At 51.1% G+C, this 23,449-nt stretch carries 17 protein-coding genes; 10 read left to right on the top strand and 7 right to left on the bottom strand.

The window, feature by feature from the left end; translation table 11 throughout:
• The first annotated feature begins 354 nt into the window (after positions 1-354).
• Complete coding sequence (locus ACO0K8_RS19895; RefSeq protein ID WP_422948389.1) at positions 355-1,419, top strand: L,D-transpeptidase Cds6 family protein; 1,065 nt, start codon at positions 355-357, stop codon at positions 1,417-1,419.
• A gap of 155 nt (positions 1,420-1,574) precedes the next feature.
• Here the strand turns inward: ACO0K8_RS19895 and ACO0K8_RS19900 are convergent, their stop codons facing one another.
• The 3 genes from ACO0K8_RS19900 to ACO0K8_RS19910 form a co-directional block, all read right to left on the bottom strand.
• Positions 1,575-5,360 carry a hypothetical protein gene (locus ACO0K8_RS19900; protein WP_422948390.1) on the bottom strand — a complete coding sequence of 1,262 codons (3,786 nt, stop codon included), beginning with the start codon at positions 5,358-5,360 and terminating at the stop codon, positions 1,575-1,577.
• Positions 5,361-5,571: 211 nt separating this feature from the next.
• On the bottom strand, positions 5,572-6,477 hold the full coding sequence (locus ACO0K8_RS19905) for a sulfite exporter TauE/SafE family protein (RefSeq protein ID WP_422948391.1): 906 nt from the start codon (positions 6,475-6,477) through the stop codon (positions 5,572-5,574).
• Entirely contained in the window at positions 6,462-6,779 is a 318-nt protein-coding gene (locus tag ACO0K8_RS19910; protein WP_422948392.1) for an ArsR/SmtB family transcription factor, read from the bottom strand. Before ACO0K8_RS19910 ends, ACO0K8_RS19905 begins: the two co-directional genes overlap by 16 nt.
• A 125-nt stretch (positions 6,780-6,904) precedes the next feature.
• Here ACO0K8_RS19910 and ACO0K8_RS19915 point away from each other — a divergent pair, with 125 nt between their 5' ends.
• From ACO0K8_RS19915 to ACO0K8_RS19925, 3 genes are read left to right on the top strand one after another with little or no spacing between them, the layout of a single operon-like run.
• The gene (locus ACO0K8_RS19915; protein WP_422948393.1) at positions 6,905-7,765 is read left to right on the top strand and encodes an MBL fold metallo-hydrolase; all 861 of its coding nucleotides are present in this window, start codon (positions 6,905-6,907) and stop codon (positions 7,763-7,765) included.
• 32 nt (positions 7,766-7,797) lie between these two features.
• A complete protein-coding gene (locus ACO0K8_RS19920) occupies positions 7,798-7,989 on the top strand; it encodes a YgaP family membrane protein (protein ID WP_422948394.1) in 192 nt (63 codons plus the stop codon).
• A gap of 4 nt (positions 7,990-7,993) precedes the next feature.
• A complete protein-coding gene (locus ACO0K8_RS19925) occupies positions 7,994-9,103 on the top strand; it encodes a 6-phosphofructokinase (protein WP_422948395.1) in 1,110 nt (369 codons plus the stop codon).
• A gap of 131 nt (positions 9,104-9,234) precedes the next feature.
• Here ACO0K8_RS19925 and ACO0K8_RS19930 read toward each other — a convergent pair whose 3' ends face one another.
• Together ACO0K8_RS19930 and ACO0K8_RS19935 are read right to left on the bottom strand one after the other, a co-directional pair.
• The gene (locus ACO0K8_RS19930) at positions 9,235-9,726 is read right to left on the bottom strand and encodes a GNAT family N-acetyltransferase (protein ID WP_422948396.1); all 492 of its coding nucleotides are present in this window, start codon (positions 9,724-9,726) and stop codon (positions 9,235-9,237) included.
• A gap of 268 nt (positions 9,727-9,994) precedes the next feature.
• Entirely contained in the window at positions 9,995-10,414 is a 420-nt protein-coding gene (locus ACO0K8_RS19935; protein ID WP_422948397.1) for a hypothetical protein, read from the bottom strand.
• Positions 10,415-10,877: 463 nt separating this feature from the next.
• Here ACO0K8_RS19935 and ACO0K8_RS19940 point away from each other — a divergent pair, with 463 nt between their 5' ends.
• Complete coding sequence (locus tag ACO0K8_RS19940) at positions 10,878-11,471, top strand: hypothetical protein (protein ID WP_422948398.1); 594 nt, start codon at positions 10,878-10,880, stop codon at positions 11,469-11,471.
• A 300-nt stretch (positions 11,472-11,771) separates the two neighbouring features.
• Here ACO0K8_RS19940 and ACO0K8_RS19945 read toward each other — a convergent pair whose 3' ends face one another.
• On the bottom strand, positions 11,772-13,073 hold the full coding sequence (locus ACO0K8_RS19945) for a hemolysin family protein (RefSeq protein WP_422948399.1): 1,302 nt from the start codon (positions 13,071-13,073) through the stop codon (positions 11,772-11,774).
• Positions 13,074-13,365: 292 nt separating this feature from the next.
• On the opposite strand from ACO0K8_RS19945, the gene ACO0K8_RS19950 reads away from it, so the two are divergent.
• Positions 13,366-15,375, top strand: a complete 2,010-nt coding sequence (locus tag ACO0K8_RS19950) for a site-specific recombinase (protein WP_422948400.1) — start codon at positions 13,366-13,368, stop codon at positions 15,373-15,375.
• Between the two features lie 122 nt (positions 15,376-15,497).
• Positions 15,498-16,478, top strand: a complete 981-nt coding sequence (locus ACO0K8_RS19955; RefSeq protein ID WP_422948401.1) for a tetratricopeptide repeat protein — start codon at positions 15,498-15,500, stop codon at positions 16,476-16,478.
• Between the two features lie 88 nt (positions 16,479-16,566).
• On the opposite strand, the gene ACO0K8_RS19960 is transcribed toward ACO0K8_RS19955, so the two are convergent.
• Positions 16,567-17,307, bottom strand: a complete 741-nt coding sequence (locus tag ACO0K8_RS19960) for a nuclease-related domain-containing protein (protein ID WP_422948402.1) — start codon at positions 17,305-17,307, stop codon at positions 16,567-16,569.
• 309 nt (positions 17,308-17,616) lie between these two features.
• Here ACO0K8_RS19960 and ACO0K8_RS19965 point away from each other — a divergent pair, with 309 nt between their 5' ends.
• The 3 genes from ACO0K8_RS19965 to ACO0K8_RS19975 all read left to right on the top strand — a co-directional run bounded on the left by ACO0K8_RS19965 (position 17,617) and on the right by ACO0K8_RS19975 (position 23,424).
• Complete coding sequence (locus ACO0K8_RS19965; RefSeq protein ID WP_422948403.1) at positions 17,617-19,059, top strand: efflux transporter outer membrane subunit; 1,443 nt, start codon at positions 17,617-17,619, stop codon at positions 19,057-19,059.
• Positions 19,060-19,160: 101 nt separating this feature from the next.
• Positions 19,161-20,366 carry an efflux RND transporter periplasmic adaptor subunit gene (locus ACO0K8_RS19970; RefSeq protein ID WP_422948404.1) on the top strand — a complete coding sequence of 402 codons (1,206 nt, stop codon included), beginning with the start codon at positions 19,161-19,163 and terminating at the stop codon, positions 20,364-20,366.
• A gap of 1 nt (position 20,367) precedes the next feature.
• Positions 20,368-23,424, top strand: a complete 3,057-nt coding sequence (locus ACO0K8_RS19975; protein ID WP_422948405.1) for an efflux RND transporter permease subunit — start codon at positions 20,368-20,370, stop codon at positions 23,422-23,424.
• Positions 23,425-23,449: the final 25 nt, after the last annotated feature.

Raw genomic sequence — 23,449 nt, forward strand, 5'->3', positions numbered from 1 at the left:
TTATGCAATCACTGGATAAAAACTCGCGCCAGCATGCACATTTGCTCAAACCATATTCACGCGGGAACTAAGCGCCAAACAGATATTTGTAACAGAACATTAGACAAATAAACTACAGTTTATTTCGGTACAGCAAGCTGATGTATTTTCGTACGGGCTAACGCCAAGCTCCGCAAAGGCGCATGGGCTCTGCGTATAGAGCGCTAGTCTTAGAAATATTTGGTGGTAAAACTCTAATGTGACGGAGGCTACCCTCGCGCATTCACGTTACAATTTATTAAGAATTTATCTCCAAATAAACCCTTCGATGTCCGCCCGAAAAACCCCAGGCTGACGTCACGCTTAGATCAGATCATGAAATTAATCCTGCAAGCTAGCCTAATCCTCACTGTCCTCTTGAGCTTATCCGGTTGCGCCTCGCTGATACACGACAGTGAGCAAGCCGTACGCATCACGACCTATGATGAAAGCGGCAGCAAAATCAAGGGTGCAAGCTGCAAGTTGAGTAATGATTTCAGATCCAATACTTTCGATAATCAGGAGTTAGTCAAGGTACACAGGTCGTATCGCGACCTGCTGATAGAGTGCAAGAAGAATGGCTATACCGACGCTACCGCACGGGTAGTCTCCAGCGTCAACGCGGGCATCTATGGCAATGTCGTAACGGCAGGAATCGGTGCCATATTTGACCATGCTCTGGGTTCGGCCTACACCTATCCGCAGCAATTGGATCTGGTGTTTGGAAAAGAACTGACGCTCAACAAACACAGTGAATCGGCTCGCCTGGCTGCCGATAACGCCAGCACAGTCAGCCTGCCGTTGAAACCTAAGCCAGTCGCCGCCGTTCCGGTGCCTACGCTTGCCGTTGCGGCCCCGGCAAATCCAGCCGTAGCCAGTATTCCTTTAGCGAATCGCGCAGCTAGCAATTCGGTTAGCGATGCAGCTAGCAATGCACCTAGCAACACTGGCAGCAAACCAGAATTAGTGGCGGCACCAGCCTCAGAATTACCCGCTTCCAGAACTGCCGCGCTGTATGCCTTATCGAAGTGGCGTAGCGCCTGGATCAGCCGCGATCCCGCTACTTATTTTGGTATGTATGCAAAAAATTACACCAGTAGTAGTGAGTGGACAGCGGCGCGTCAGGCGCGCTTATTGTCGGCCGAAAAAATTACTTTGGAACTCAGTAATATCGAGGTCAAGTTACAAGACGCTAAACATCTGACGATCAGTTTTCATCAAGACTATCGTTCTGCTAGCTACCAGGATGGCTCAGAGAAAATTTTGTATTGGGAAAAAATCGATGGCAATTGGCTCATCGTCAATGAAACCCTGGTATCCGCCCCGACCATCAAACTCAACGTCAAACACAATGTCAAAGACAACCCGTCCAATTTCCGGCAACAGAACGCCAAGTTGTAAGTTTCTACAGCTAAGTTTTTAAGCATGCCGCCAGCGCGCATATTCCATACGGCTTACCAGCCTACCTGCCCGCAAACCCGCATGGGATATGCGCAAGCGGGACATGCTATTTTCAAATGATGATAGCGGCTATCTATAACTGTCGGTTTGATGTCTTAGTGTCCCAGTAGCAGATCAAACAAGTGCGCGCCGCCTGCGCCGCCTAGCGGCACCAATAATGCGCGTAACAATGGTTGCTCAAACAAGGGGACGAAGGCGCCGGTCTGATTGGTTTCTACCGACACGATAAGGCGTTTGAATGGATCAACCAGTTTCGCCATTTCGGTGCCGCTGCCCTCCAGCCAGCGCAGGTCGGCATTCATGCTGATCAATGCCCTGCGCTTGGCCTTTTCTGCCGCCAATTTAAGCAGCAAGGCCAGCAGCACCAACCACACCAGATAAACACTGATTGCGATAGCGATAGCCGGCGTCAGCGACCAGTTGTCGAACAAGCGGCTGCGCGCGATCACTAGCAGCGCAAGCACGGCAAACGGGCCTATCACCAGACGGGAGACGTATTCGGTGCGGCGCGCCACCACTTGTACGTCTAGCCAATCATCCAATAGGCTATGCTCGACGCTGGCGGAATCGTCACCCTTTGGAGGAATCAATAGCTGTTTTGATGCATCTAAATGGCGTGCGCTAGGTTCAGCCGCGAAACGGCGCTGCCACAATTGCGCGTGTTGCTCGCCTAGAGCATCCGCAAAATGTTGAATGGTGCGGATGGGATAGATAGAACGTCCGCAATTTAAATGACTGATAAACCTTAGCGCCAGCAAGGTGGCGTCAGCCACCGCCACGATTAGCAATGGCAACAACAGCAAGATGACGTACAAGGTCGCGCGCACCAAATAACGATGATCAGTGCCGCGCACCGGCACCTCCGGTACCTGTCCTTCGCTTAGACCGAAAAACAGCAAACTGACCAGTAGAATGGTACATAGATAGCTAAAGACCGTGCGCGCTGCGCGAGGCAGGCTCTCACCACGCTCGATATAGGCTAACCATAAGGTTTGAAAATCATTACTGCTGCCAAGTTTTCGCCGCCAACTGAAGATGCTGATCCGACTGAACCAATCACGCCACAGATTTTTCATGCTGCTACGATTCAGCGGTCTAGTCAGTGACAGGTCTAACGCCATCCATTTCGAATCTTTAAACTGTAAGCGCAACATGTCGCACCAGGCGATATCGAGCAAGCAAAGTATCGTCATTAGCGCCAGTAAATGAAGCAAATGTGAGGGCCAGGCACTCACCCCTTCCAACCAGGTTACCGGTTCGCAATTGAGACAAATAGGCCGTAGTGAACCGGGCCATGCTAGCCAGGCCCACACTGCCAAAACTAGTATCAGGATCCCGACGCCGAGATGACCAATACTAGATTCGAGAACATCGCGCGGCTCAGGCAAATTGCGCCGTTTTGGCAAAATCACTAATAGTACAGCGATGGCTGATAACATAGTCAGCATGAGCGTTTGCACAAAGCTGATCCGGTTGGGGTAGACGAACTCGACTAAGGAACACAACACAAAGGCGCACAAAGCGGCATGCAGGGCGATCAATACTTCACTTGGCATCGTCATTCTTGAGGTATCAGGCGGCATAGGCAATTTTAAACAGAGGCGACGCGCATGCCGTATCGATGGCGTCGATGGCCAGACAAACAAACCAAGCAGCATCAACAGGGCGATGCTGCTTGCCACCAGCATGCGCGGCATCAGCGATTGTTCAGGAAGCATGGTTAAGGCATAGCCTGCCAGTGGTACTGCATTCTTGCGACCGACTTCATACACTGATGGATGTTTCAAAGCAGTATCGGCTGCGTCTTGCTCACTCTCTTTGCAGGCGCTGCTGCGACAGCCCGCGTAACGTGCCGCTAAATAATTAGCGCTCTGATAGACATCGCGTAACGGTGGTGTGCCAGCTTGCAGATCTATCGTGTCAGCACCGACTGGCGGATAAAAGGCCAATGGAAGACTGCTGGCCACTATCAGATTGCGGGTAAAGGTTTGGGTTTGCGGATGCAAATAGCGCGCATCCATATCCGTGGTAAAAAATACCTTATCTGAAAACGTGTCGTGCAAGGCCTGCATCACCAGTAGCTTGTCATGGACATCGTTTCCCAAAATCCCGATCGCTCCGATAGGACCAAGTTCAGCGGCAGCCTCACTTTGCTTGAGCGAGATCGCCAGACGGCGCAAATAGTCCAGCTGATCGCGCGACTCCGGCCACTCAAGCTGTACCTCTGGTGCGTTGGCTTTGCCGGTATTTTTATCGCGATCATCACGCATGGCATCGCGCGTCGTTACACCATCTAAGCCGCGAAAAAAATACACTTCTTCGAACTTAAGATGACGTGAATCGCGCAGACGATATTCCAACTCACTGACCAGTGACTGCGAATACAGAGAATCGCGCTCAGCCACGACCACGATACGCCGACCTGATTTGGTGGGAAGACGCATTTTCAGCTCAGTCACCAAGTTCTTGATCAGCTCATCATCAGTAGTAATCGTGCGGCGAAAATCTATTTTTGGAGGCGGCTTCCCGCCCAGCATATGCTCAAATTTTTCATTGAGAAATGCTTCAAGATCTTGTTTCTTAAGTTCATCCAGCATCTTGCTGGGAGCTGTTGCGCTGGCGTCGATTAACTCTGCTTTGGCAAGTAAGCGATAGCCGTCTACGGCGGAACGATCTGCAATTTTTCTTAATTCTGCAATCTTGTTTGCTTCAGTATTTTTGTGTGGTTCACCGTTGGCTACATCGAGAAATTCACAATACTCCATCGGCTTTTTGTTGCCTTCTACAGAGAACTTATCGCTGGCCAGTCGTAATTCGGTCAAAGCTCTGCGCAAGGCATCGGTAGACGACGGGCCTATCACCACTAGTCTGGGCACCTGCTTTGTACTCTGCAAATTTTCACGAGTGAAAACATCATCTTTCAAACTAAATTTTTTTATTACGGCACTCGTCCCCTTATCATTTTCCTGATTGTCATTCTTGATGCACACTTTGAAAGGGTTTTTTTCGTTTGCACTATCCAAAGGTGTATTTTCTTGAATACTCTCCGATTTTTTCTCGACATCTGCTAACTTCCTGGCGTCATCTATCAAGGAATTTGCCACTCTGTACGGCCCGAACATCGCATCGACCATGCGTGCCAATGATGTTAGTTTGGACGGTGGCAAGGCTGACTCATCCACCCATAGCAAAGCGACTTGCTGATACAAGCGCTTCTCTTCTTTGTTTTTGCGTTCGTTGTCATTCTCGCGATGCAAGTGCCGCACTGACAGCATCTCAAAAGGCACGACAAAAGTAGGCTTTTTTTCATCCAAAAAAGTCACTTTTTTTTCATCGCTTTTTGACGCGAGAGGAACGGCGACCGGGGTCTCTTGATCGGAGGCGGTCAGGTCGTCAAGTTTGAACTCCAACAAACCGATACGCTCGGCATTGTCTGGTACGTAGCCCTGTGCCTGCAAACCAGCGAGAATGGCGTAGCGGGTGCGTCGGCGCGCCTCTTCGGCACCGACGAAAGGGTTACCTGGCACCAATGCCAGCAACACCATGGAGTTACTCCAATCCTTATCTCCATCCCTATCGAGCTTTTTCCGGAGCAACTCTGGCCCGCGCATTTGCGCCTTATCTGGCGAACAATCGGCAGTGCTGTTGGCCTTACGTAGTTTCTCGCAGCGCTCGGCTTCGTATCGTCGCATTGCCGCAAACGGGTCTTCCCACAGTCTGGCATCGACTTCCAGTTCTGCACTCAAGCTAGGCTGAGAACGTTCCTTCTCAGGTGGTCGGAGTTGCTCAAACGCATGCGGTACCAACTGGGTACTAGTCACAAATGCGACCAGCACCGCCAAACCGGCCCAAGGGAAGCCAAGATTGTTTGAGTCTGCCACGCCAAACTCTCAAATAATTAATTAATTGAAATTACAAATTTATAACATGCAGCATAGTTCAAGATTTTTACGATAACAAGTTTCATTTTTGCTGTTTTGCAAAAAAATGAGGCTAATCACGCATGCAGTCTTTACAAAATTGTTCCCAGCCAATAAGCCGCGCGAAATATGCGCGTACGGTCTATGTCTTGAGATTATTATTTCTATTTACTTAAGCTAGAAAAACTTTAAGCATCATGCTGGCTGCGACCAAGAGCAGCAACATGGCGAATAGGATTTGTACCGTCCTGGCAGGCAGATACGTGATCAGGCGACGGCCCAGCAACATGCCGAGTATGGTGGCGGCAATGAAAATAATACTAAATGCTTGTGGCAGATCTACCCCATGCAGCAAGGCACTGGAGACGCCGACGCTGCCGACTAAGCCTATCGTCAGTAGCGAGGTAGCAATCGCGCCATGCATGCTGAGATTGCTGTAGTGGCGTAATAGCGGCACGATCACGAAGCCGCCCCCGACTCCCAGCAAACCGGTCATAAATCCGGCCACGCCACCAATACTCGCAATCACAATCGCTGTTTTCTGGCTCCAGTCAAAGCGACCGGTAAGCGGATTCAGGCGTGCCATCGCATGTGCGTTGCGGACATCTTCGGCTTGCGAAGTTTCCGCGGTGCGATTCGCCTTCAGCAGGCGACTCGCCACCCACAGCAAAACTAGTGCGAAACTACCCATCAGCCATTGTTGCGATACCACCCGTGCCACTTGCACCCCGAGCACCGCAAACGGTGACCCCAGCATGGCCATCAACAACGCAGCCCGATAGCGCACTAGCTTCTTGCGTAAGCCATCGATGGCGCCGATAAATGCGCCGGCGGTAACCGCCATCAAAGCCAGCGGTGTGGCTTGTGCCATATTCCAATCGAGCAGCAAGACCAAGGCAGATAAGGCTAGCATGCCACCGCCAGCGCCAGTCAAGCCCATGATCAGGCCGACCGGGATACCAATGAGCAGCGGCACCAGCCAGATCACGCTGTTACCCAGATCAAATGGCGAAGTAGTGTTTGAAACCGCAGCATGCGAACTCCAGTCTATTGGATAAATCTTCAGTTTTGCGGGCAATACGCGATATGCATGGCACTCAACAATTCGAGCACACGAGTATCGGCCACCGCGTAATAAATGCGTTTACCATCACGCCGGGTATTGACCAGACCTTCAGTGCGCAGTACCCCCAATTGCTGTGACAAAGTGGGTTGACGTATATCTAAAAGTTGCTCGAGCTCGCTGACCGATTTTTCACCCAGACTGAGTTGGCACAGTAATAGCAAGCGGTCTTCATTGGCCAGCGCACGCAAAGAGCTGACGGCGATTTTTGCCGAAGCACGCATTTGCGCCATATCAAAAGGAGTAGGATATTCCATTATTAAAACTTAAAATTCTCTTGCGATCATTCTACTCTTTGATATTATGTAAGTCGATATATTGTATTTGCCTATTACAATCTATTACAGTCTAAATTGCTAGCAGCATTTCTTACGGGTAGCTCATGCAGCCACAGATACAAAGTTTCTTCGATCCCGACACCAATACTGTCAGTCACGTGCTTTATGACAGGCCGGGCGGGCATGCCGCGGTAATCGATCCTGTGCTCGATTTCGATGCTCAATCGGGACGTACCAGCACTCTGGCAGCCGACCGGATTGCGCTGTTTTTACGCCAGCAAGAGTTGCATTTAGTCTGGATACTTGAGACCCACGCACATGCCGATCATCTGTCATCTGCCAAATATCTGCAGCGTCTATTCGGTGGGAAAATCGCGATTGGCGCGCACATCGGCCAGGTGCAAAGCGCCTTCAAACAGCTATTTAATCTGGAGCCGGAGTTTGCAGTGGACGGATCGCAATTCGATGTTTTGCTGCAGGACGATGAAGTTTTCCAGATCGGCGACCTGCAGGCCAGAGCCTTGTTCGTGCCCGGCCACACACCGGCTGATATGGCGTATCAGGTCGGCGATGCGGTGTTTATCGGCGACACTTTATTTATGCCCGACACCGGTACCGCACGCTGTGATTTTCCTGGCGGCGATGCGCAGCAACTGTATCGATCAATCCAAAAAATACTCGCCTTACCGGCAGCAACCCGGCTGTTCTTATGTCATGACTATCCGCCGCCAGGCCGATCGCCACAGATGCATTGCACGGTGGCCGAACAAACAGCAGAGAATATCCATATCCACGCAGGCATAGACGAAGCCGCATTTATTCAGCTGCGACTAACGCGCGATGCGACTCTGGCAGTGCCGTTGCTGATACTGCCAGCGGTGCAGGTAAATATTCGTGCCGGAGCTTTCCCTGCGGCCGAAAGTAATGGGATCAGCTATCTAAAGATTCCACTCAATACACTTTAAAACCAGTTTTTTTACAGCAAGAGGAGAGCAAAATGAACTTCAACGTAGGTAGTACCGATCGCGTCATACGCATCGTCGTAGGCTTGGGTTTGATAGGCGCCACCTTAGGTGGCTTTATCGGTGCCTGGGGTTGGATAGGCGTGGTCCCCGTATTGACAGGCACTTTCCGTTTTTGCCCGGCTTATCTGCCATTTGGCATATCGACCTGCAGCATGAAGAAATAGCGCCATGACCGCGACCCCGCAACGCATCGCGATCAGCACCGGCGGCGGTGATGCGCCAGGTTTAAACGCCGTAATCCGGGCAGTCGTAGTGGCGGCCGCGCAGCGCGGCTGGGAATGCTATGGCATACGCGAAGGGTTTAACGGCATATTGCAAAGCGATCGCTACCCCGTCGATGGAGTGTTTCGTCTCACTAGCGAGATGGTGCGCGGCATCAGCCATCTGGGCGGCACCATCTTAGGCACCACCAACCATGGCAATCCTCTGCGCTATGCGATGCGTATGCCAGACGGCAGCATGCAAGAAGTGGACAGAAGTGGCGAGATTATCAGCCACCTCAAAGCGCTAGGCATCGATGCCCTGATCTGTGTCGGTGGCGATGGCACCCTAAGCATCGCGCATGCCCTACATCTACAAGGCTTACGGGTGATCGGCGTGCCCAAAACCATCGATAACGATCTCGACAAAACCTTTACCACCTTTGGCTTCGATAGCGCTGTCGCCTTTGCCACCGAATGCGTCGATCGTCTGCACAGTACTGCCGAAAGCCACCAACGCATCATGGTGGTTGAAGTGATGGGACGTTATGCAGGCTGGATTGCGCTTCACGCGGGCATCGCCAGTAATGCGCATGCCATCCTGATCCCGGAAATCGCTTACGACCTGAAACAAGTCGCCGCAAAAATCATGCAACGTGATGCGGCCGGCCGTCATTATTCCATCGTCATGGTGGCCGAAGGTGCCATCGCCGCGCATGGCGCTCACGCACTACAGGAAACTGCCGGCGTCGGTAGCGTGGAGCGCTTAGGAGGCATAGGCGAAAGAGTGGCGCAAGAGCTGCAAATCCTGACCGGCAAGGAAGCCCGAGCCGTGGTACTCGGGCATTTGCTGCGCGGTGGTAGCCCGACTGCCTTCGACCGCATCTCGGCACTGCGCTTCGGTGCTGCCGCAGTGCGCGCCCTGGATCAGGGTTACTCCGGCATCATGGTGGCCTTGGCCTTCCCGAACGTGAATTACGTAGCGCTGGAAGAAGTCGCTGGCCGTATGAAAGGCGTACCTTTAGATGGCGACACCCTACAAACCGCACGCGATCTGGGGATTAGTTTTGGGGATTAATGTGTCAATTAGTGCCGGCCAGACGCGCATATCCAGTGCGGGCTGCAGCCAGGCATGCCCTGTTAGCCGCATGGGAATTGCGCGTTGGCGCTAGCTGTTTTGAAATTCCATACCGCGCCCTGCCAGTGCCGTTATGCCGCGTTGCTGGGCTGCGCCGAGATCAAGTCCAGGCCCAAGAACTTTGTGCCCGGCACGGGATTAAACGTTATCGGTGCTGACGGTAGGAAGCCCAGCGACTCATAGATGGCTCGCGCGGCAACAAACTCGGGCAATACGTCAAGGCAAATGCGCGAGTAACCTGCTGTTCGTGCTTCCGCGAGTATACTTACTATCAGCCGTCGACCCAGGCCTTCGCCTCGCGCTACTGGTCGTAAGTAGACTCGCTTCATTTCGCACACGCTTAGATCAACTTTGCGTAGCGCGGCACATCCGACGACGGCACCATCTTTCCAAGCAAGCAGCAGGCGACCTTCGGGGGCAGAATATTTGCCAGGAAGAGAAGCGAACTCCGGCTCGTAGTCCTGAAAGTCTAGACTCACGCTTGGGCTGGCGACGTATTCCCGAAAAATGTTGATGACGCGTTCTAAGTCGTCCGGGAAGTGTGCGGGTTTGATCTCTATCATCGAGTAATTTTAGCTTATGAAGAAAGCGTAGGTGCAGGTGGTGGCTGGTTTACAGGGATTTTTCTTTGCTAGGCAAACGCCGAGTTCAGCGGCAGTTTTCAAGTTGTGGTTTTATGGAATATTTTTTGCGCAGAAAAACCATAAAACCGCGACTTAAAAACTGTCCAGCACGCGTAGCGTGCGAGCTGCAACGACTTGTTATGCTGTTTTTTTACTTTTACGTGTAACACAACGACCTAAAACCTTCTAACGGCGAAAATAGTTATGCCTAAGTAATTTGTTGTGCCGGAGTTTCCTTTTGACATAAATACACTTCATAACTCGCTAATAGAAGACTAACAGACCAAGTATAAGCCCCATAAGAAAACCTAAAATCTTCCACACCACGCGAAGCTGGGCTAAAGCGATAAAGAATAGTAATACTCAAGGCAGTAAATAGCAAAAACAGCAGAGTAAAAGAAGGCGCTCTTATTTTAGTACTTGAAGCTTTACATAAGATGACATAGAAATACGCAATATTTGCGAACCAACGTGGCTCAGCAAAAATTATTGCGAACCAACCTACTGCTAAAACTTCTATGCCGAGAGGCCCCTTATCTATAGGCCAGGCATGTGATTTATATGCAGGCAGAAATAAGCTCACGAGATAAACTAATATTGATGCCTTCCAAAATATATTTTTGCCCATAAATTTCCTTAGCATAACTTGATATTTGCGTCACCGTGACGGGCGAATCGGACGGGTGACGCATAAAACGTTAAGAAAAAACTCTCGAAACCCGCTAGCAGACTAGCTTTGGAGAGTTTCGCTAGATTTTCAATACCACTAAAAAAACTGAAACCCGTCAGCTTATTTTCTTTCGATCATATCAATTAAATTAATGAAATTGAAATACTTTCTAGCTCGGTAAGTCGCAATCTTTGCGTAGGGCGTCAATTGCCGCAGGCGTATTGCGCCGTAAGCAATCTCAACAGGCAGCGCCACTGCGCATATTCCATGCGCGTCTTCAAGCACATAGGCCTGTAGGCCGCATGGGATATGCGTGCTGGCGGCATGCTGTTTTTGATTTGCTTTTGCCTGGTCGTGTTTTTACTTCTGTCGTTGGTGTACGATTGATGGCCGGTGGTAGACCGGCGGCTACTCCCTTTTCTTGCTTCGCCAAGAAAAGGAAGCAAAAGAAGGCGACGCAAAGTCGCTGCCCTTCGGGTGCCCGCCTGTGCAGGTCAAAAAATGGGAAATGAAGCAAACTCGCTGCGCTCAAACAGCTTCATTTCTAATCCATTTTCTGCCATGCACAAGCGGCAGCGCCACATGCGGAAAGCGAAAGTCAACACATCCGTGGTGCGACTTCCATTCCTCTAAAAACGCAATTCCAACGCACATCGAGCTACGGCAATCCGGTGCTTTTGACTTGGCTTTTGACTTGGCTTTTGACTTGGCTTTTGAATTGGCTTTTGAATTGGCCTTTGACGTGGCTTTTGAATCGAATTCGCATGTGGCGCTGCCAATTGTGCGGGGCGGAAAATGGATCAGAAGTGAAGCTTGTCTGAGCGTAGCGAGTTTGCTTCATTTCCCATTTTACGACCTGCACAATTGGGCACCCGAAGGGCAGCGACTTTGCGTCGCCTTCTTTTGCTTCCTTTTCTTGGCGAAGCAAGAAAAGGAAGTAGCCGCCGGTCTACCACCGGCCAGCAATCGCACATCAACCACAGAAGTCAAAACAAGACCAAGCAACAGCAAATAAAAACACCACCAAGCCACTGCGCATATCCCATGCGGGCTACAGGCCGACATGCCCGCAAACCCGCATGGAATATGCGTGAGCGGGCATGCCATTAAAAATTTTCGGTGTTATTTTAACTGTTCAGTCCGCTATGAAACGACACCAAACACAATCGCTATCGTCATACCGGACTTGATCCGGTATCCAGAATTCACCTTCTGGGGTGTCAAACTGGATGCCGGATCAAGTCCGGCATGACGGTTAAGGAATATTTTCATATTCAAAATATGCTCGGTCCGTAAAGGACTGAATAGCTACCAGTTATTCCAGATGCTTAGGATGGATACGTACCAGCAGGATACGTGGGCCGTTCATTTTTTTAACCACGGCATCAAACTGCGGGAACGCTATCTTTTGGCCTTCTACCGGCAGATCGCCCAGCTTAAACATAATCAGACCGCCTATCGACTCTACCTCTTCGCTATCGAGATCGATGCCCAATGCGATACCTAAGGTAAACAGCGGCAAACTACCCTTACCGATCAGGGTGCCATCGTCTAAGGTGGTCCAGTCATTTTCGTTTTGGCGGAACTCATCGCGAATCTGTCCAACTAAGGCGCTGAGTAAATTATCCAGCGTCAAAAATCCTACCGGTTTGCTGCCCTTATAGCCGACCATGGCGAAATGCGGTGCGCCCTTGCGGAAGCGCCGGAATAATTCTAATGCCGGCATATTCGGCGGCACATATTCAACATGGCGTAGATGCTTACTCAGATCACTGAGCGTCTTACCGCCTTGCTGAGCGAAGAATAAATCCTTCAGATGCAACATCCCCAACACAGTTTCATCATCGCTATCAAAGTAGGGATATCGGCTGAAACGGTTGCGGGTCGCGGTATCCATGTTTTCTTGTAGCGTAGCATTCTTATGCATGGCCACTACTTCATTGATGGGACGCATCAGATCGGAGATTTCCAGATCTCCAAAATCGAGCATCTGTGCCATGATGCCCCACTCGTCCGGCGTCAGATTTTTACTCACATGGCTGCCACGCAAAATGAGCTTGAGCTCTTCTGGCGAATAATGCGCATCGCCACCGTGCGCGGCATCCAAGCCAGCCCAGGATAATATTTTATTGGCGCTGTTATTAAGTACCCAGATAGCCGGATACATGGCCCAATAAAACACATACAGGGCTGGTGCGGTCCATAAAGAGATTTTTTCCGGCTGGCGTATCGCCATTGATTTCGGGGCTAACTCACCGACTACGATGTGTAAAAAAGAAATGGTGAAGAAAGCGAAAAAGAAGGAAATACCATGTACTAATTTAGGTGCGGTGACCCCCAAGGCGGTCAATAATGGTTCGAGCAATCGGGCAAAGGCCGGTTCGCCTATCCAACCTAATCCCAACGATGCAAGCGTAATCCCCAATTGGCAGGCGGATAAATAAGCATCCAGTTTTTGATGCACGGTCGCCAGCAAGCGCGCGCGCATACCACCAGATTTCGCCATACTGCGAACCCGGGTCTGACGCAATTTCACCAGACCGAACTCGGCCGCCACAAAAAAACCATTCAAAACCACCAAAAACAAGGCGGCAATCACAAGCAATAAATTATCCAACTGTACACTTTCTTTTTTGAGAACAGACGCTACTGTAGACTACATCGGCTCGCAGTGCAGCATAATTGAGCCGGGTCGACCAGACAGTTAACCAAAATATGCCAAAAATCCCAGACCGAGACGCATAGGTTTTCCGCCTGACACCATTGTAAATGAGTACATTATCCCCATCTACAACAATCGATACTAAGGCCACATCGCCGATACCACACAGCCGCCGTGAATAATCTCCGCGCGCAAAAATCGAATAAAATCCAAACTAGCGATGAATGGCAAACAATTGGAGAGTCCCTTGTCAATAGACACTATTCTGGAACGTATCACCCTCGCGACACAGCAAGACCCACACTACCGCGAGATAAGTTTATTACGCGAATTAGTGGCCAGCCTGAGGCCCAAAAAAAGCGATGATATAGCACAAGCGAGCGACAACATTCGCGCCCTGTGCTATCTGCTGGAGCAACAAGCAAGCTACAAAACCGCGTTACGCATGTATCTGCTGCAAGTGTGCGTGTCACGCAAATTATTGCATCTGCTGACCGATACTGGTATCACGCAAAATAAGGGCTTCTGGGGCGCCGCATGGCAAACCATCATGGATAAATTTTTACCCCCGCTGATCAATGATGATTACGTCAAAGACATCTTTGGTCAGCTGTTTGATCACAATCAAGATTATCTTTGGGTGCGTGGGGTCGAGGATAAAATCTGGCTAGATCTGATCAAGATGCTCGATTTTCTTCCGCAACGCGCCGGCACCGCCTACTCTAGCTTGACGCAGGAAACCTTGAGCGCAGTACAGGTCTTATCGTATCGCATCAGCGCCATCGGTCTAGAATCAGAATTAGTCAGAAACTATCCTGACATAGAGCGCTTCGAGTCGCCCTTCCTACGTCAGAACGATGAGGTGAATAATTATGTGATTCGCTACAGCGAGTCATTGGTGGACAACGCAGTGCAAGCAGACGATGCAGACCAAATTGAAGTACTGCTGCTGCAATGCGAAGAGGTCGTGCAAAAGATACGCCGCGTCGCCGCCGTGCAAGGGGTCTCTATCAGTCTGACCCGGCTACTGCTGCGCCTAACCCAGAGTATAGACAGGCTGCGTCATTTGCTCACCCTGCTAGACGCCCAACACTCAGGCGAAGCCGCGCAAATAAGTGTAGGCCTGCTTAAAGAGCTGGTATTGGCCGACAACCAGCGGCATAGTCTGCGCCAATTAATTCGGAGTAATACCGAGTTACTCTCTCTGCAAATGACCGAACGCGCCGGTAAAAGCGGTGAGCACTATGTCACCGGCAACCGTGCTGAATGGCTGGCGATGTTGTACTCCACTATGGGCGCGGGTTTCATCGTCGGCTTCATGGCGATGATCAAACTACTCTTCGGTAAATTAGCCCTGGCACCATTTGGCTTCGCCCTGCTGTACAGCCTGAATTATTCCACCGGTTTTATTTTGGTACACGTATTACATTTTACGATCGCCACCAAACAGCCCGCCATGACTGCGGCACTGATAGCCAAGTCTATCGATGACGGCAGACAGAAACTGGAAGAACTGATTGAACTGATAGTGCGCGTACTGCGCTCGCAATTTATTGCCATCATCGGCAATATCGCGCTCGCCATGCCGACCGCTTATGCCATCGCCTGGGCCTGGTATGGCATCTATGGTACACATCTGGTCAGTCCCGATAAGGCGGCACATCTACTACAAGACATCGATCCGCTCAGAAGTCTGGCACTACCGCATGCCGCGATCGCCGGTGTCTGCCTGTTCTTGTCCGGCTTGATTTCGGGCTACTACGACAATACCGCCAGTTACGCCAATATCCCGGCCCGACTACGCCAATTAAATTGGCTGAAACGTCTGCTAGGTGAGCGTCGCCTACTCACCATGACCACCTACATAGGAAATAATTTAGGCGCATTAACTGGTAACCTATTCTTTGGCATCATGCTAGGTACCATAGGCCAGTTAGGTGTGTTTTTCGGCCTGCCTATCGATATCCGCCACATCACTTTCTCCAGTGCGAATTTCTCCTTCGCCCTGGTCGGACTGGATCATCAGATGAGCTGGAGGCTGGTAGTCAACTCGCTGAGCGGCATACTCTTGATCGGGATGGTCAATTTGGGTGTCAGCTTTACTCTCGCGATGCTGGTAGCACTACGCTCACGCCGCGTCAGCCTGGATCAGGAAAGAACCATTTCGAGAATGATATGGCGACGTTTCCTGTCTGCTCCCAGAGATTTTTTCTTCCCGCCTAAGTCTGAAACGAAGAATGACACACTGACACGTTAAAAAAAAGATGACATATTTTAATAAATTTATGTCATCTTTTTTTCATCTGCCGCGTTGTTAGCTTTATGGCCTTAAAAACTAAGGGCTAGTAAACCCAGACACGCCTATTTTGAAAGCGAACCATGACATTTCCTTCTAAGCTCAGCATCGCGCTGTTGACCCTAACATTGGGCCACGCCGCTTCTGCGCACGAATATTCGGCACAATTAAGGGCTAAAAAATATGCCGAAGTAGAACAAGCAGTGGGGGCAAAACTTGCTGTGGATGCCCACAACCTTGATGCCCTGGTAGCGAAAACTCAGTTGATTATTATTGAGGGCAAAGAAAGCCGCCTGGATGAAGCTGCCAAAATTGCGGAAATTTGTATCAGCGCGCATCCGCAAAGTTCGGATTGCCATCAAGCCTTAGGCAATGTGCTGGGTACCAAGGCAATCACCGCTGGCATCATGTCGGCCATGAGTTATGCCGGAAAGGTAAGAGACTCATTCCTCAAGGCGATAGAACTAGACCCGCAAAATTACAAGGCCAGGGCATCGCTACTGCAATTCTATTTGCAAGCGCCCAGCTTTGTAGGTGGTGGCAAGGGCAAAGCCCAGACTTTAATTGCCGAAACCAGCAAACTTAATCCCACGGCAGGCCTGCTAATGCAAGCCAATTTCGATCTCAGTGATGAGAAAAATTCACAGGCAGAAGCCTTAGCCTTAAAAGCCAATACGACCGGATCAGATGTTTTTCAGGATATGCAAAGAGATGTCTTGGTGAGCATAGGGCATAGCTATATACAGGATAAAAAATTCGCCGATAGCGAACGCGTGTTTCGTGACCTGACACTACGTTATCCAAATCAGGCCGTAGGCAGTTACGGCATGGGAAAATCCTTGCAAGAACAAGGCAAACATAAAGAAGCAATCGCCTATTTAGAAAAATCCATAGGCATAGAGGCGAGTGCTTATGCCTACTATCGCGTGGGACAATGCTGGCAAGCGAGTAGCGACAAATCCAAGGCCATCCTTGCGTATGAAAAAGCGCTGACAATCAAACCTGAATTACGAAAAAAAGTAAAAACGGATGTGGAAGAACAACTGAAGAACTTAAAAACCTGAACCAGGGTAATCGCGAAGCATGACGTACAACTGGACGTAAAAAAAGGAGATGAAAATCTCCTTTTTTTATGCGCAGCAGCGAAAAATATTAAGCCATAGTACGATCAAAGCTGGGGATCACTATATGCCTGAATTTATTCGAAAAACGTATCTGTTTGGGCGCATGTTTTTTGGCAATCTGACGTGAGACTTCACGCAAAGTATGACTACTCATCCTATCAAAAAATTGCATTAATGATTTTTTCTGAGTTTGCGCATTAATCAAAGTAATTAGTTGTTCAGGACTAAGAAAATATTCATACCCCTTGCCAAGTCGATTCGAGAGCACCGCCTGCGAATCGAGCACCACGTAATTATGAAACACCGGCTGTAGCTCACGGCCAAAGCGGGTAGGCAAGTCCAGATACCTGAACAGTCGCTTCAAGGCGACTTTATTCCGTTTCAGCTGCTGAATTGGGGATGGAATGGCGCAGGACTCAGAGCGCTCATCGGTACTGGTGAAGTGCCTGTCCATACTGAGTGTGAGTTTGCGTTCGGCAGTTCTCGATTCCACAATAAAGATATGGAAATTATCTGTAATGAACAAATGATCAATATGCAGATGACCTTCATTCACAGAAAAACGCAGGTCATGCAAAACTGCCACATCCTGCCTGTCTTCAAAAATGGCATTAAAATCATCGGCCGTCACATAGGTGGCATCAATCGCACTTTGGGTCTTTTTTTTGTCCAGAAATAGTTGACGCTGATCGGAATTGGCCACCAGTTTCAGGCGCGACTCGGCATAATCTAAATGGGTAGGGACTGGCTGTAGACGTTTAATAAGCACTTGAATATTCCTGTAACTATGTTGCGGCTGCGGTATTTTTTACGCGGCACTTTGACAATATGTTAATCATAACATCAGATATTCCTTGTAATACTTAGTTACACCTATCGGTAGTTAGTAGAGTTTGTCTAAAGAATATCGATTAGCTGCCGATTAGTTGAGAATTTCCTTTCTGATTGAGAATTTAGCGGCAAGTAGTCCTAAGCCGCTATTTTATGTAGCTAACTTGCATCAAAACTACGCCGCAAGCATGACCGTAGTCCGAATAAGGGCTATTGTTATGAATGCACAACAAGCTATAAAAAAACCATGGCTTTACGTAAGTCTAATGGCATACGCCCCCGCACTTTCGCTGCTATTTGTCTGAGCGGGCTGCTGCTTGGCTGTCGCTCTTTGCCGGATAATCCGGAGCGCAGCATGTTGGATAAAGCACCTGCCGAATGGCAAAGCACACTGCCAGTAGCTGAAAATGCTACAACGTTGAACACCTGGTGGGCTAGTTGGAACGACCCTAGCCTATCCGCACTATTGAATCTGGCACAAGAACACAGCCCTACTATGGCGCAGGCCAGCGCCCGCATCGCGCAGGCACGCGCCAGTGCCAGTGCTGCCGGAGCCCGCTTATGGCCCAATATTGATCTCAATGCCAGCTATATTCGCGGTCACTATCCGCTGCTACCTCAGAACTTAGACCAAACAGTACTGACCACAGGTCTGGACGCCCGATGGGAACTTGATCTGTTCGGCGCCAACGCCGCCACCCACGACAGCCTGTTGGCGCGCCTCAGCGCACGCGAATACGAATGGCATGATGCCCGTATCAGCTTGGCCGCAGAGGTGGCCAATACCTATCTGGCCTTACGCAGTTGTGAGGCGCAGGCGCAAGACGCTTATGCAATATTAGCCTCGCAGACAATCAGCCAACGCATGTATCAAGAAAAATTGACAGTCGGTTTTATCTCTGCCAATGACTTGGCGCAACAAAATGCAATCCTGGCCGCCAGCACCGTGCAAGAGCAACAGCAACAAAGCGAATGCGCTATCTTGTTGAAATCTCTGGTGGTCTTGGTGGATATAGCCGAACCAGAATTGCGCGCAAAACTAGCGATGGGCTACGCCACCTTGCCGCAATCCGGCAATTTTATTGTCGCCAGTCTCCCCATCGAGGTTTTACTCAAGCGCCCGGATATGCGCGCCGCCATGCAAAATCTGATGGCAAGCGCGGCCGAGATCGATGCCGCCGAGGCGCGGCGTTATCCGTCAATTTCCCTACTTGGCTCTATCAATTTATATGGTGTACAAATTTCAGGACAAACTGCCAATCTAAAAGGCTGGTCGTTCGGACCTAGCCTGAGCTTGCCATTGTTCGATGCTGGCGCCCGCAAAGCTGATGTGCTGCAGGCACAGGCGCGCCATGCCGAAAGCCAAGCTGGGTTTCGGCGACAAACGCTGATGGCTGTGCAAGAAACGGAAGTCGCCATGCTCAGACTCGATCTGGCGAATCGTCAACTGCAGCAACATCAGCAGATATTGGAAGCGAAAAACCTTGCCCTACAGGGCGCCGAGGCCGGCTGGAAATTCGGTAGTGTCAGTCTGCTAGAACGAGAAGAAAGCCGGCGTCAGCAACTGGCAGCACTGAGCACGCAATGGCAATTGCAGCGTGCACGCGGCAGTGCCTGGATCGCTCTGTATAAGGCGGTGGGCGGTGATTGGCAAGCGCCCGCAAGCCACGACAGCGATAACAAAAAATAGGCGGCAAAATAGGCGGCAATACCCGCATCAAGTACACCCATCATTGAGCTGGTCACCAGAATGTTCTGGCAGACCAGCCCACAAAGAAGTGGAGCAGGATAATGAAAGCTGGATTCGACAAACGCATCATTTTTGGCCTGGTGGCAACGCTGATCTTCGTCGGCATGGGGATCTTGCTATTGTCCAGCAAAAATGCCGAGACCGCCGATTCCGGCAAAACGCAGACTGCCAGCGCGGCGAATGCGGGCAATCCGGCGTTGACAGTCACCGTCTCAACACCAGTCAGCAGCGCCTGGAATACCAGCCTGACTGCCACAGGCAGCGTGGCGGCATGGCAAGAAGCCATCATAGGCAGCGAACTCAATGGAGTACGTCTGCAAGAACTACTGGTGCAAGTCGGCGATCAGGTAAAACGTGGGCAATTACTGGCCACGTTTTCTACTGACTTACTCGGCACCGAGCAGGCGCAACAGAGCGCGGCGCTGGCCGAGGCCGAGGCGATTTTTGCCGAAGCCAATAGCAATGCCAGACGTGCCATGCAATTGAAAGAAAGCGGCTCTATCAGCGACCAGCAAATCAATCAATATGCGACCTCCAGAAATACCGCGGCGGCGCGCGTTTCTGCCGCCAAAGCCAGCCTGCAAGCGGCCGCATTAAGGCTGCAACATGCACGGGTGCTGGCCCCCGACGATGGCATCATCTCAGCGCGCAGCGCCACCGTAGGCGCAGTACCACAAAATGGTCAGGAATTGTTTCGTCTGATACGCCAGGGAAAACTGGAATGGCAAGCTGAGCTTAGCGCAGATGAGAGCATGCGCCTGAACCTAGGACAAACCGTCAACATTTACTACGGAGAACGCCAGAGCGAAATGATCAAAGGCAAACTCAGAATGCTGGCACCGACGCTCGATCCGCACACCCGCAAAGCGTTAGCGTATGTCGATCTGGAGGCACCAGCCAACAGCAAGCTCAGACCTGGGATGTTCGTCAAAGGTGAATTTTTTATGGGTGAGAGCACTGCGCTGTCCGTGCCTGCCAGCGCAGTGCTGATGCGCGACGGTTACGCCAGCGTGTTCGTGCTGGAAAACGCCAACAAAGTGAAGCAAGTACGTGTCAGTACCGGCCGTATACAACAGGGCCGCGTAGAAATTACCAAGGGCATCAGCAGCAGCGCCAAAGTGGTCGACAGCGGCGCTGGATTTTTGGGCGATGGTGATACCGTCAAATTAGTCAACGCCCAAACTAGCACCAGCCAAAACGCAGGCAACGGGAAAAGCGGCAACATCAAAGCGGCATCAGGAAAATGACATGATCAATTTTTCTTCCTGGTCGATCAAAACACCGATCCCCGCTCTGCTGTTATTTATACTGCTGACGCTGGCAGGCTTAACGGCCTTCCACAAGATGAAGGTGCAGGATTTTCCTGACATCGATCTACCCATGGTGACCGTGGCCACCGCGCTTCCAGGTGCGGCACCGGCCCAGATAGAAAACGAAATCACCCGCAAACTCGAGAACGCCTTCGGCACCCTGCAAGGCATCAAACACATCTATTCCACGGTGCAAGATGGTCTATCGATTACCACCATCGAGTTCGTCATGGAGAAGCCCGTCAACGAGGCCGTCGACGATGTGCGCAATGCGGTCAGCACCGTCAGAGCTGAGTTACCGGGCGATACCAAGGACCCGATTATTAGCAAAATTGAGTTTTCAGGCGTGCCGTTTTTGGTGTACACGGTGGCCTCTGGCAAACTTGATGAAGAAGGTCTGTCCTGGTTAGTCGACAATCAAGTCACGAAGGCTCTGATGTCGGTACCAGGTCTGGGAAAAGTAGTCCGGGTCGGTGGTGTCAATCGCGAAATACGGGTAGAACTGGATCGCGAAAAAATGGCGGCCTTAAATGTCTCGGCGGCCGAAATATCGCGTTTGCTTCCCCAGATACAACGCGACGCCTCTGGCGGCCGCAGCACCGTAGGCAATACCGAGCAAGCGATACGCACGCTGGCTGGTGCCAGCGATGCTGAACAACTGAGCCAGCTAGAATTAGCGCTCAATGATGGACGGCGTTTGCAACTACGGCAGATTGCCAGGGTAGTCGATACCGTCGCAGAGCGGCGCTCGATCGCCCTGCTTGATGGCAAGCCGGTGGTTGGCTTTGAACTCACGCGCAGCCGTGGATCGAGTGAAATTACGGTCGCCAACGGCGTGCATGCGGCACTACAAAAACTGCAATTAAGCCATCCCGACGTTAGGCTCGACGAAGCCTACAATATGGTCGATCCGGTACAAGAGTCGTTCAGCGGCTCCATGTATGTCTTGATCGAAGGTGCCTTGCTGGCGGTACTGGTGGTCTGGTGGTTTTTGCGCGACTGGCGTGCCACACTGGTCTCGGCTGCGGCCCTGCCGCTGTCGGTGATCCCTACTTTTTTGGGCATGTATCTATTTGACTTCACGCTCAACACGATTACCCTACTGGCGCTGGCCCTGGTGGTCGGGATACTGGTGGATGATGCGATTGTCGAAATCGAAAACATCGTGCGCCATCTGCGCATGGGCAAGACCCCTTATCAGGCGGCGATGGAAGCGGCCGATGAAATAGGCCTGGCAGTAATCGCCACCACCTTCACGCTGGTGGCGGTGTTCTTGCCTACCGCTTTCATGAGCGGCATTGTCGGTAAATTTTTCAAACAATTTGGCTGGACCGCCGCGCTGGCAGTCATGACCTCATTAGTGGTAGCGCGCTTGCTGACACCGATGATGGCAGCGTATCTGCTCAAACCGATACTGCACGAGAGCGGCGATGGAAAAATCATGCAGCAGTATATGCGGCTAGCCAAATGGTGTCTGGAGCATAGACTGATGACGAGTATTTTTGCCGGGCTGTTTTTCTTTGGCTCGCTGGCTCTGGTGCCCTTATTGCCTACCGGCTTTATCCCGCCCGATAATCGTTCCCAAACCGTAGTCAGAATAGAGCTGGCACCGGGCGCACGTTTTGATGACACTATGGCGATGGCCGAACTGGCCAGTAACCTACTCAAGCAGCGCAAAGATATCAGCAAAATTTACACCACCATAGGGAGCGGCAATGCGGGTTCCGATCCGTTTGCACCGTCTGGCAATAGCACGGTGAATAAGGTCAATCTCACCCTCACCTTGTTGCCGCGCTCAGCGCGCACTTTCACCAAGAGCGAAATAGAAAACCAATTGCGGCAAACCCTGCAAGTCTTGCCCGGCGTGCGGATTACCATAGGCATAGGCAATGCCGGCGAAAAATTTCAACTGGTCTTGACCGGTGAAAATCCCGACACCTTAAGCAGCGCCGCAGAGGCGGTACAACGCGATCTGCGCACCCTGCAAGGTATAGGCGCGATTAACTCCAGCGCCAGTCTGCTGCGCCCCGAAGTCATCATCAAACCGGATTTGGCAAGAGCGGCCGACCTGGGTGTCAGCACCAGTGCAATTGCCGATGCCATACGCATTGCCAGCATTGGCGATTTTGATACCAGCCTGGCCAAACTCAATCTACCGGAACGTCAACTGCCCATCGTCGTCAGGTTTTCAGAAAATGCCCACGCCGATCTGGCCCAATTGGCGCGACTCAATGTCGCCGGAAAAAATGGCGATGTGATGCTGGGCCAGGTTGCCAGCCTCAGCCTCGGTAGCGGCCCCACCCAGATCAGTCGCATGGACAGAGCGCGTAATGTCAGCTTCGACATAGAGCTGAACGGCAAGACCCTGGGGGAAGTCAGCGATGCTGCCGACCGCCTGCCCAGCCTGAAAAATCTACCGGCCGGCATCGTCCGGCGCGAAGTGGGCGATGCCGAAGAAATGAAATCTCTGTTCGCCAGCTTCGGTCTGGCCATGTTCACAGGCGTGCTGTGCATCTACATGGTGCTAGTCTTACTGTTCCATGATTTTATGCAGCCTGTCACGATACTGGCCGCGCTACCGCTCTCAATAGGCGGTGCCTTTATCGCCTTGTTAGTGACTGGTAGCGCCTTCTCTATGCCCTCGCTGATCGGCCTGATCATGCTGATGGGGATCGCCACCAAGAACTCGATCTTACTAGTTGAATATGCGATCGTAGCGCGGCATGGCGGCATGTCGCGCAAAGCCGCCTTGCTAGACGCCGGCCATAAACGCGCCAGGCCGATAGTCATGACCACCATCGCCATGGGCGCCGGCATGCTACCTATCGCATTAGGCATAGGGATAGATCCTAGCTTTAGAGCGCCGATGGCGATCTCGGTAATAGGCGGCCTGATCACCTCCACCTTCCTCTCGCTGCTAGTCGTACCCGTGGTGTTTACTTATGTGGATGATGTAGTGCAAAAATTTTTAAAGAAACCGAATCAACCGCATTGAGGCAGGCAAACTAGCGCAGCCTATC

The organism is Undibacterium sp. Ren11W (assembly GCF_049340485.1).
Taxonomy (GTDB): domain Bacteria; phylum Pseudomonadota; class Gammaproteobacteria; order Burkholderiales; family Burkholderiaceae_D; genus Undibacterium.

What these genes read in the sequence shown, in the direction of transcription:
- ACO0K8_RS19910 (WP_422948392.1), bottom strand. Translation starts at nt 6,779, where the DNA reads ATGGAATATCCTACTCCTTTTGATATGGCGCAAATGCGTGCTTCGGCA.
- ACO0K8_RS19975 (WP_422948405.1), top strand. Translation starts at nt 20,368, where the DNA reads ATGATCAATTTTTCTTCCTGGTCGATCAAAACACCGATCCCCGCTCTG.
- ACO0K8_RS19935 (WP_422948397.1), bottom strand. Translation starts at nt 10,414, where the DNA reads ATGGGCAAAAATATATTTTGGAAGGCATCAATATTAGTTTATCTCGTG.
- ACO0K8_RS19965 (WP_422948403.1), top strand. Translation starts at nt 17,617, where the DNA reads ATGGCTTTACGTAAGTCTAATGGCATACGCCCCCGCACTTTCGCTGCT.
- ACO0K8_RS19895 (WP_422948389.1), top strand. Translation starts at nt 355, where the DNA reads ATGAAATTAATCCTGCAAGCTAGCCTAATCCTCACTGTCCTCTTGAGC.
- ACO0K8_RS19930 (WP_422948396.1), bottom strand. Translation starts at nt 9,726, where the DNA reads ATGATAGAGATCAAACCCGCACACTTCCCGGACGACTTAGAACGCGTC.
- ACO0K8_RS19955 (WP_422948401.1), top strand. Translation starts at nt 15,498, where the DNA reads ATGACATTTCCTTCTAAGCTCAGCATCGCGCTGTTGACCCTAACATTG.
- ACO0K8_RS19970 (WP_422948404.1), top strand. Translation starts at nt 19,161, where the DNA reads ATGAAAGCTGGATTCGACAAACGCATCATTTTTGGCCTGGTGGCAACG.
- ACO0K8_RS19920 (WP_422948394.1), top strand. Translation starts at nt 7,798, where the DNA reads ATGAACTTCAACGTAGGTAGTACCGATCGCGTCATACGCATCGTCGTA.
- ACO0K8_RS19915 (WP_422948393.1), top strand. Translation starts at nt 6,905, where the DNA reads ATGCAGCCACAGATACAAAGTTTCTTCGATCCCGACACCAATACTGTC.
- ACO0K8_RS19925 (WP_422948395.1), top strand. Translation starts at nt 7,994, where the DNA reads ATGACCGCGACCCCGCAACGCATCGCGATCAGCACCGGCGGCGGTGAT.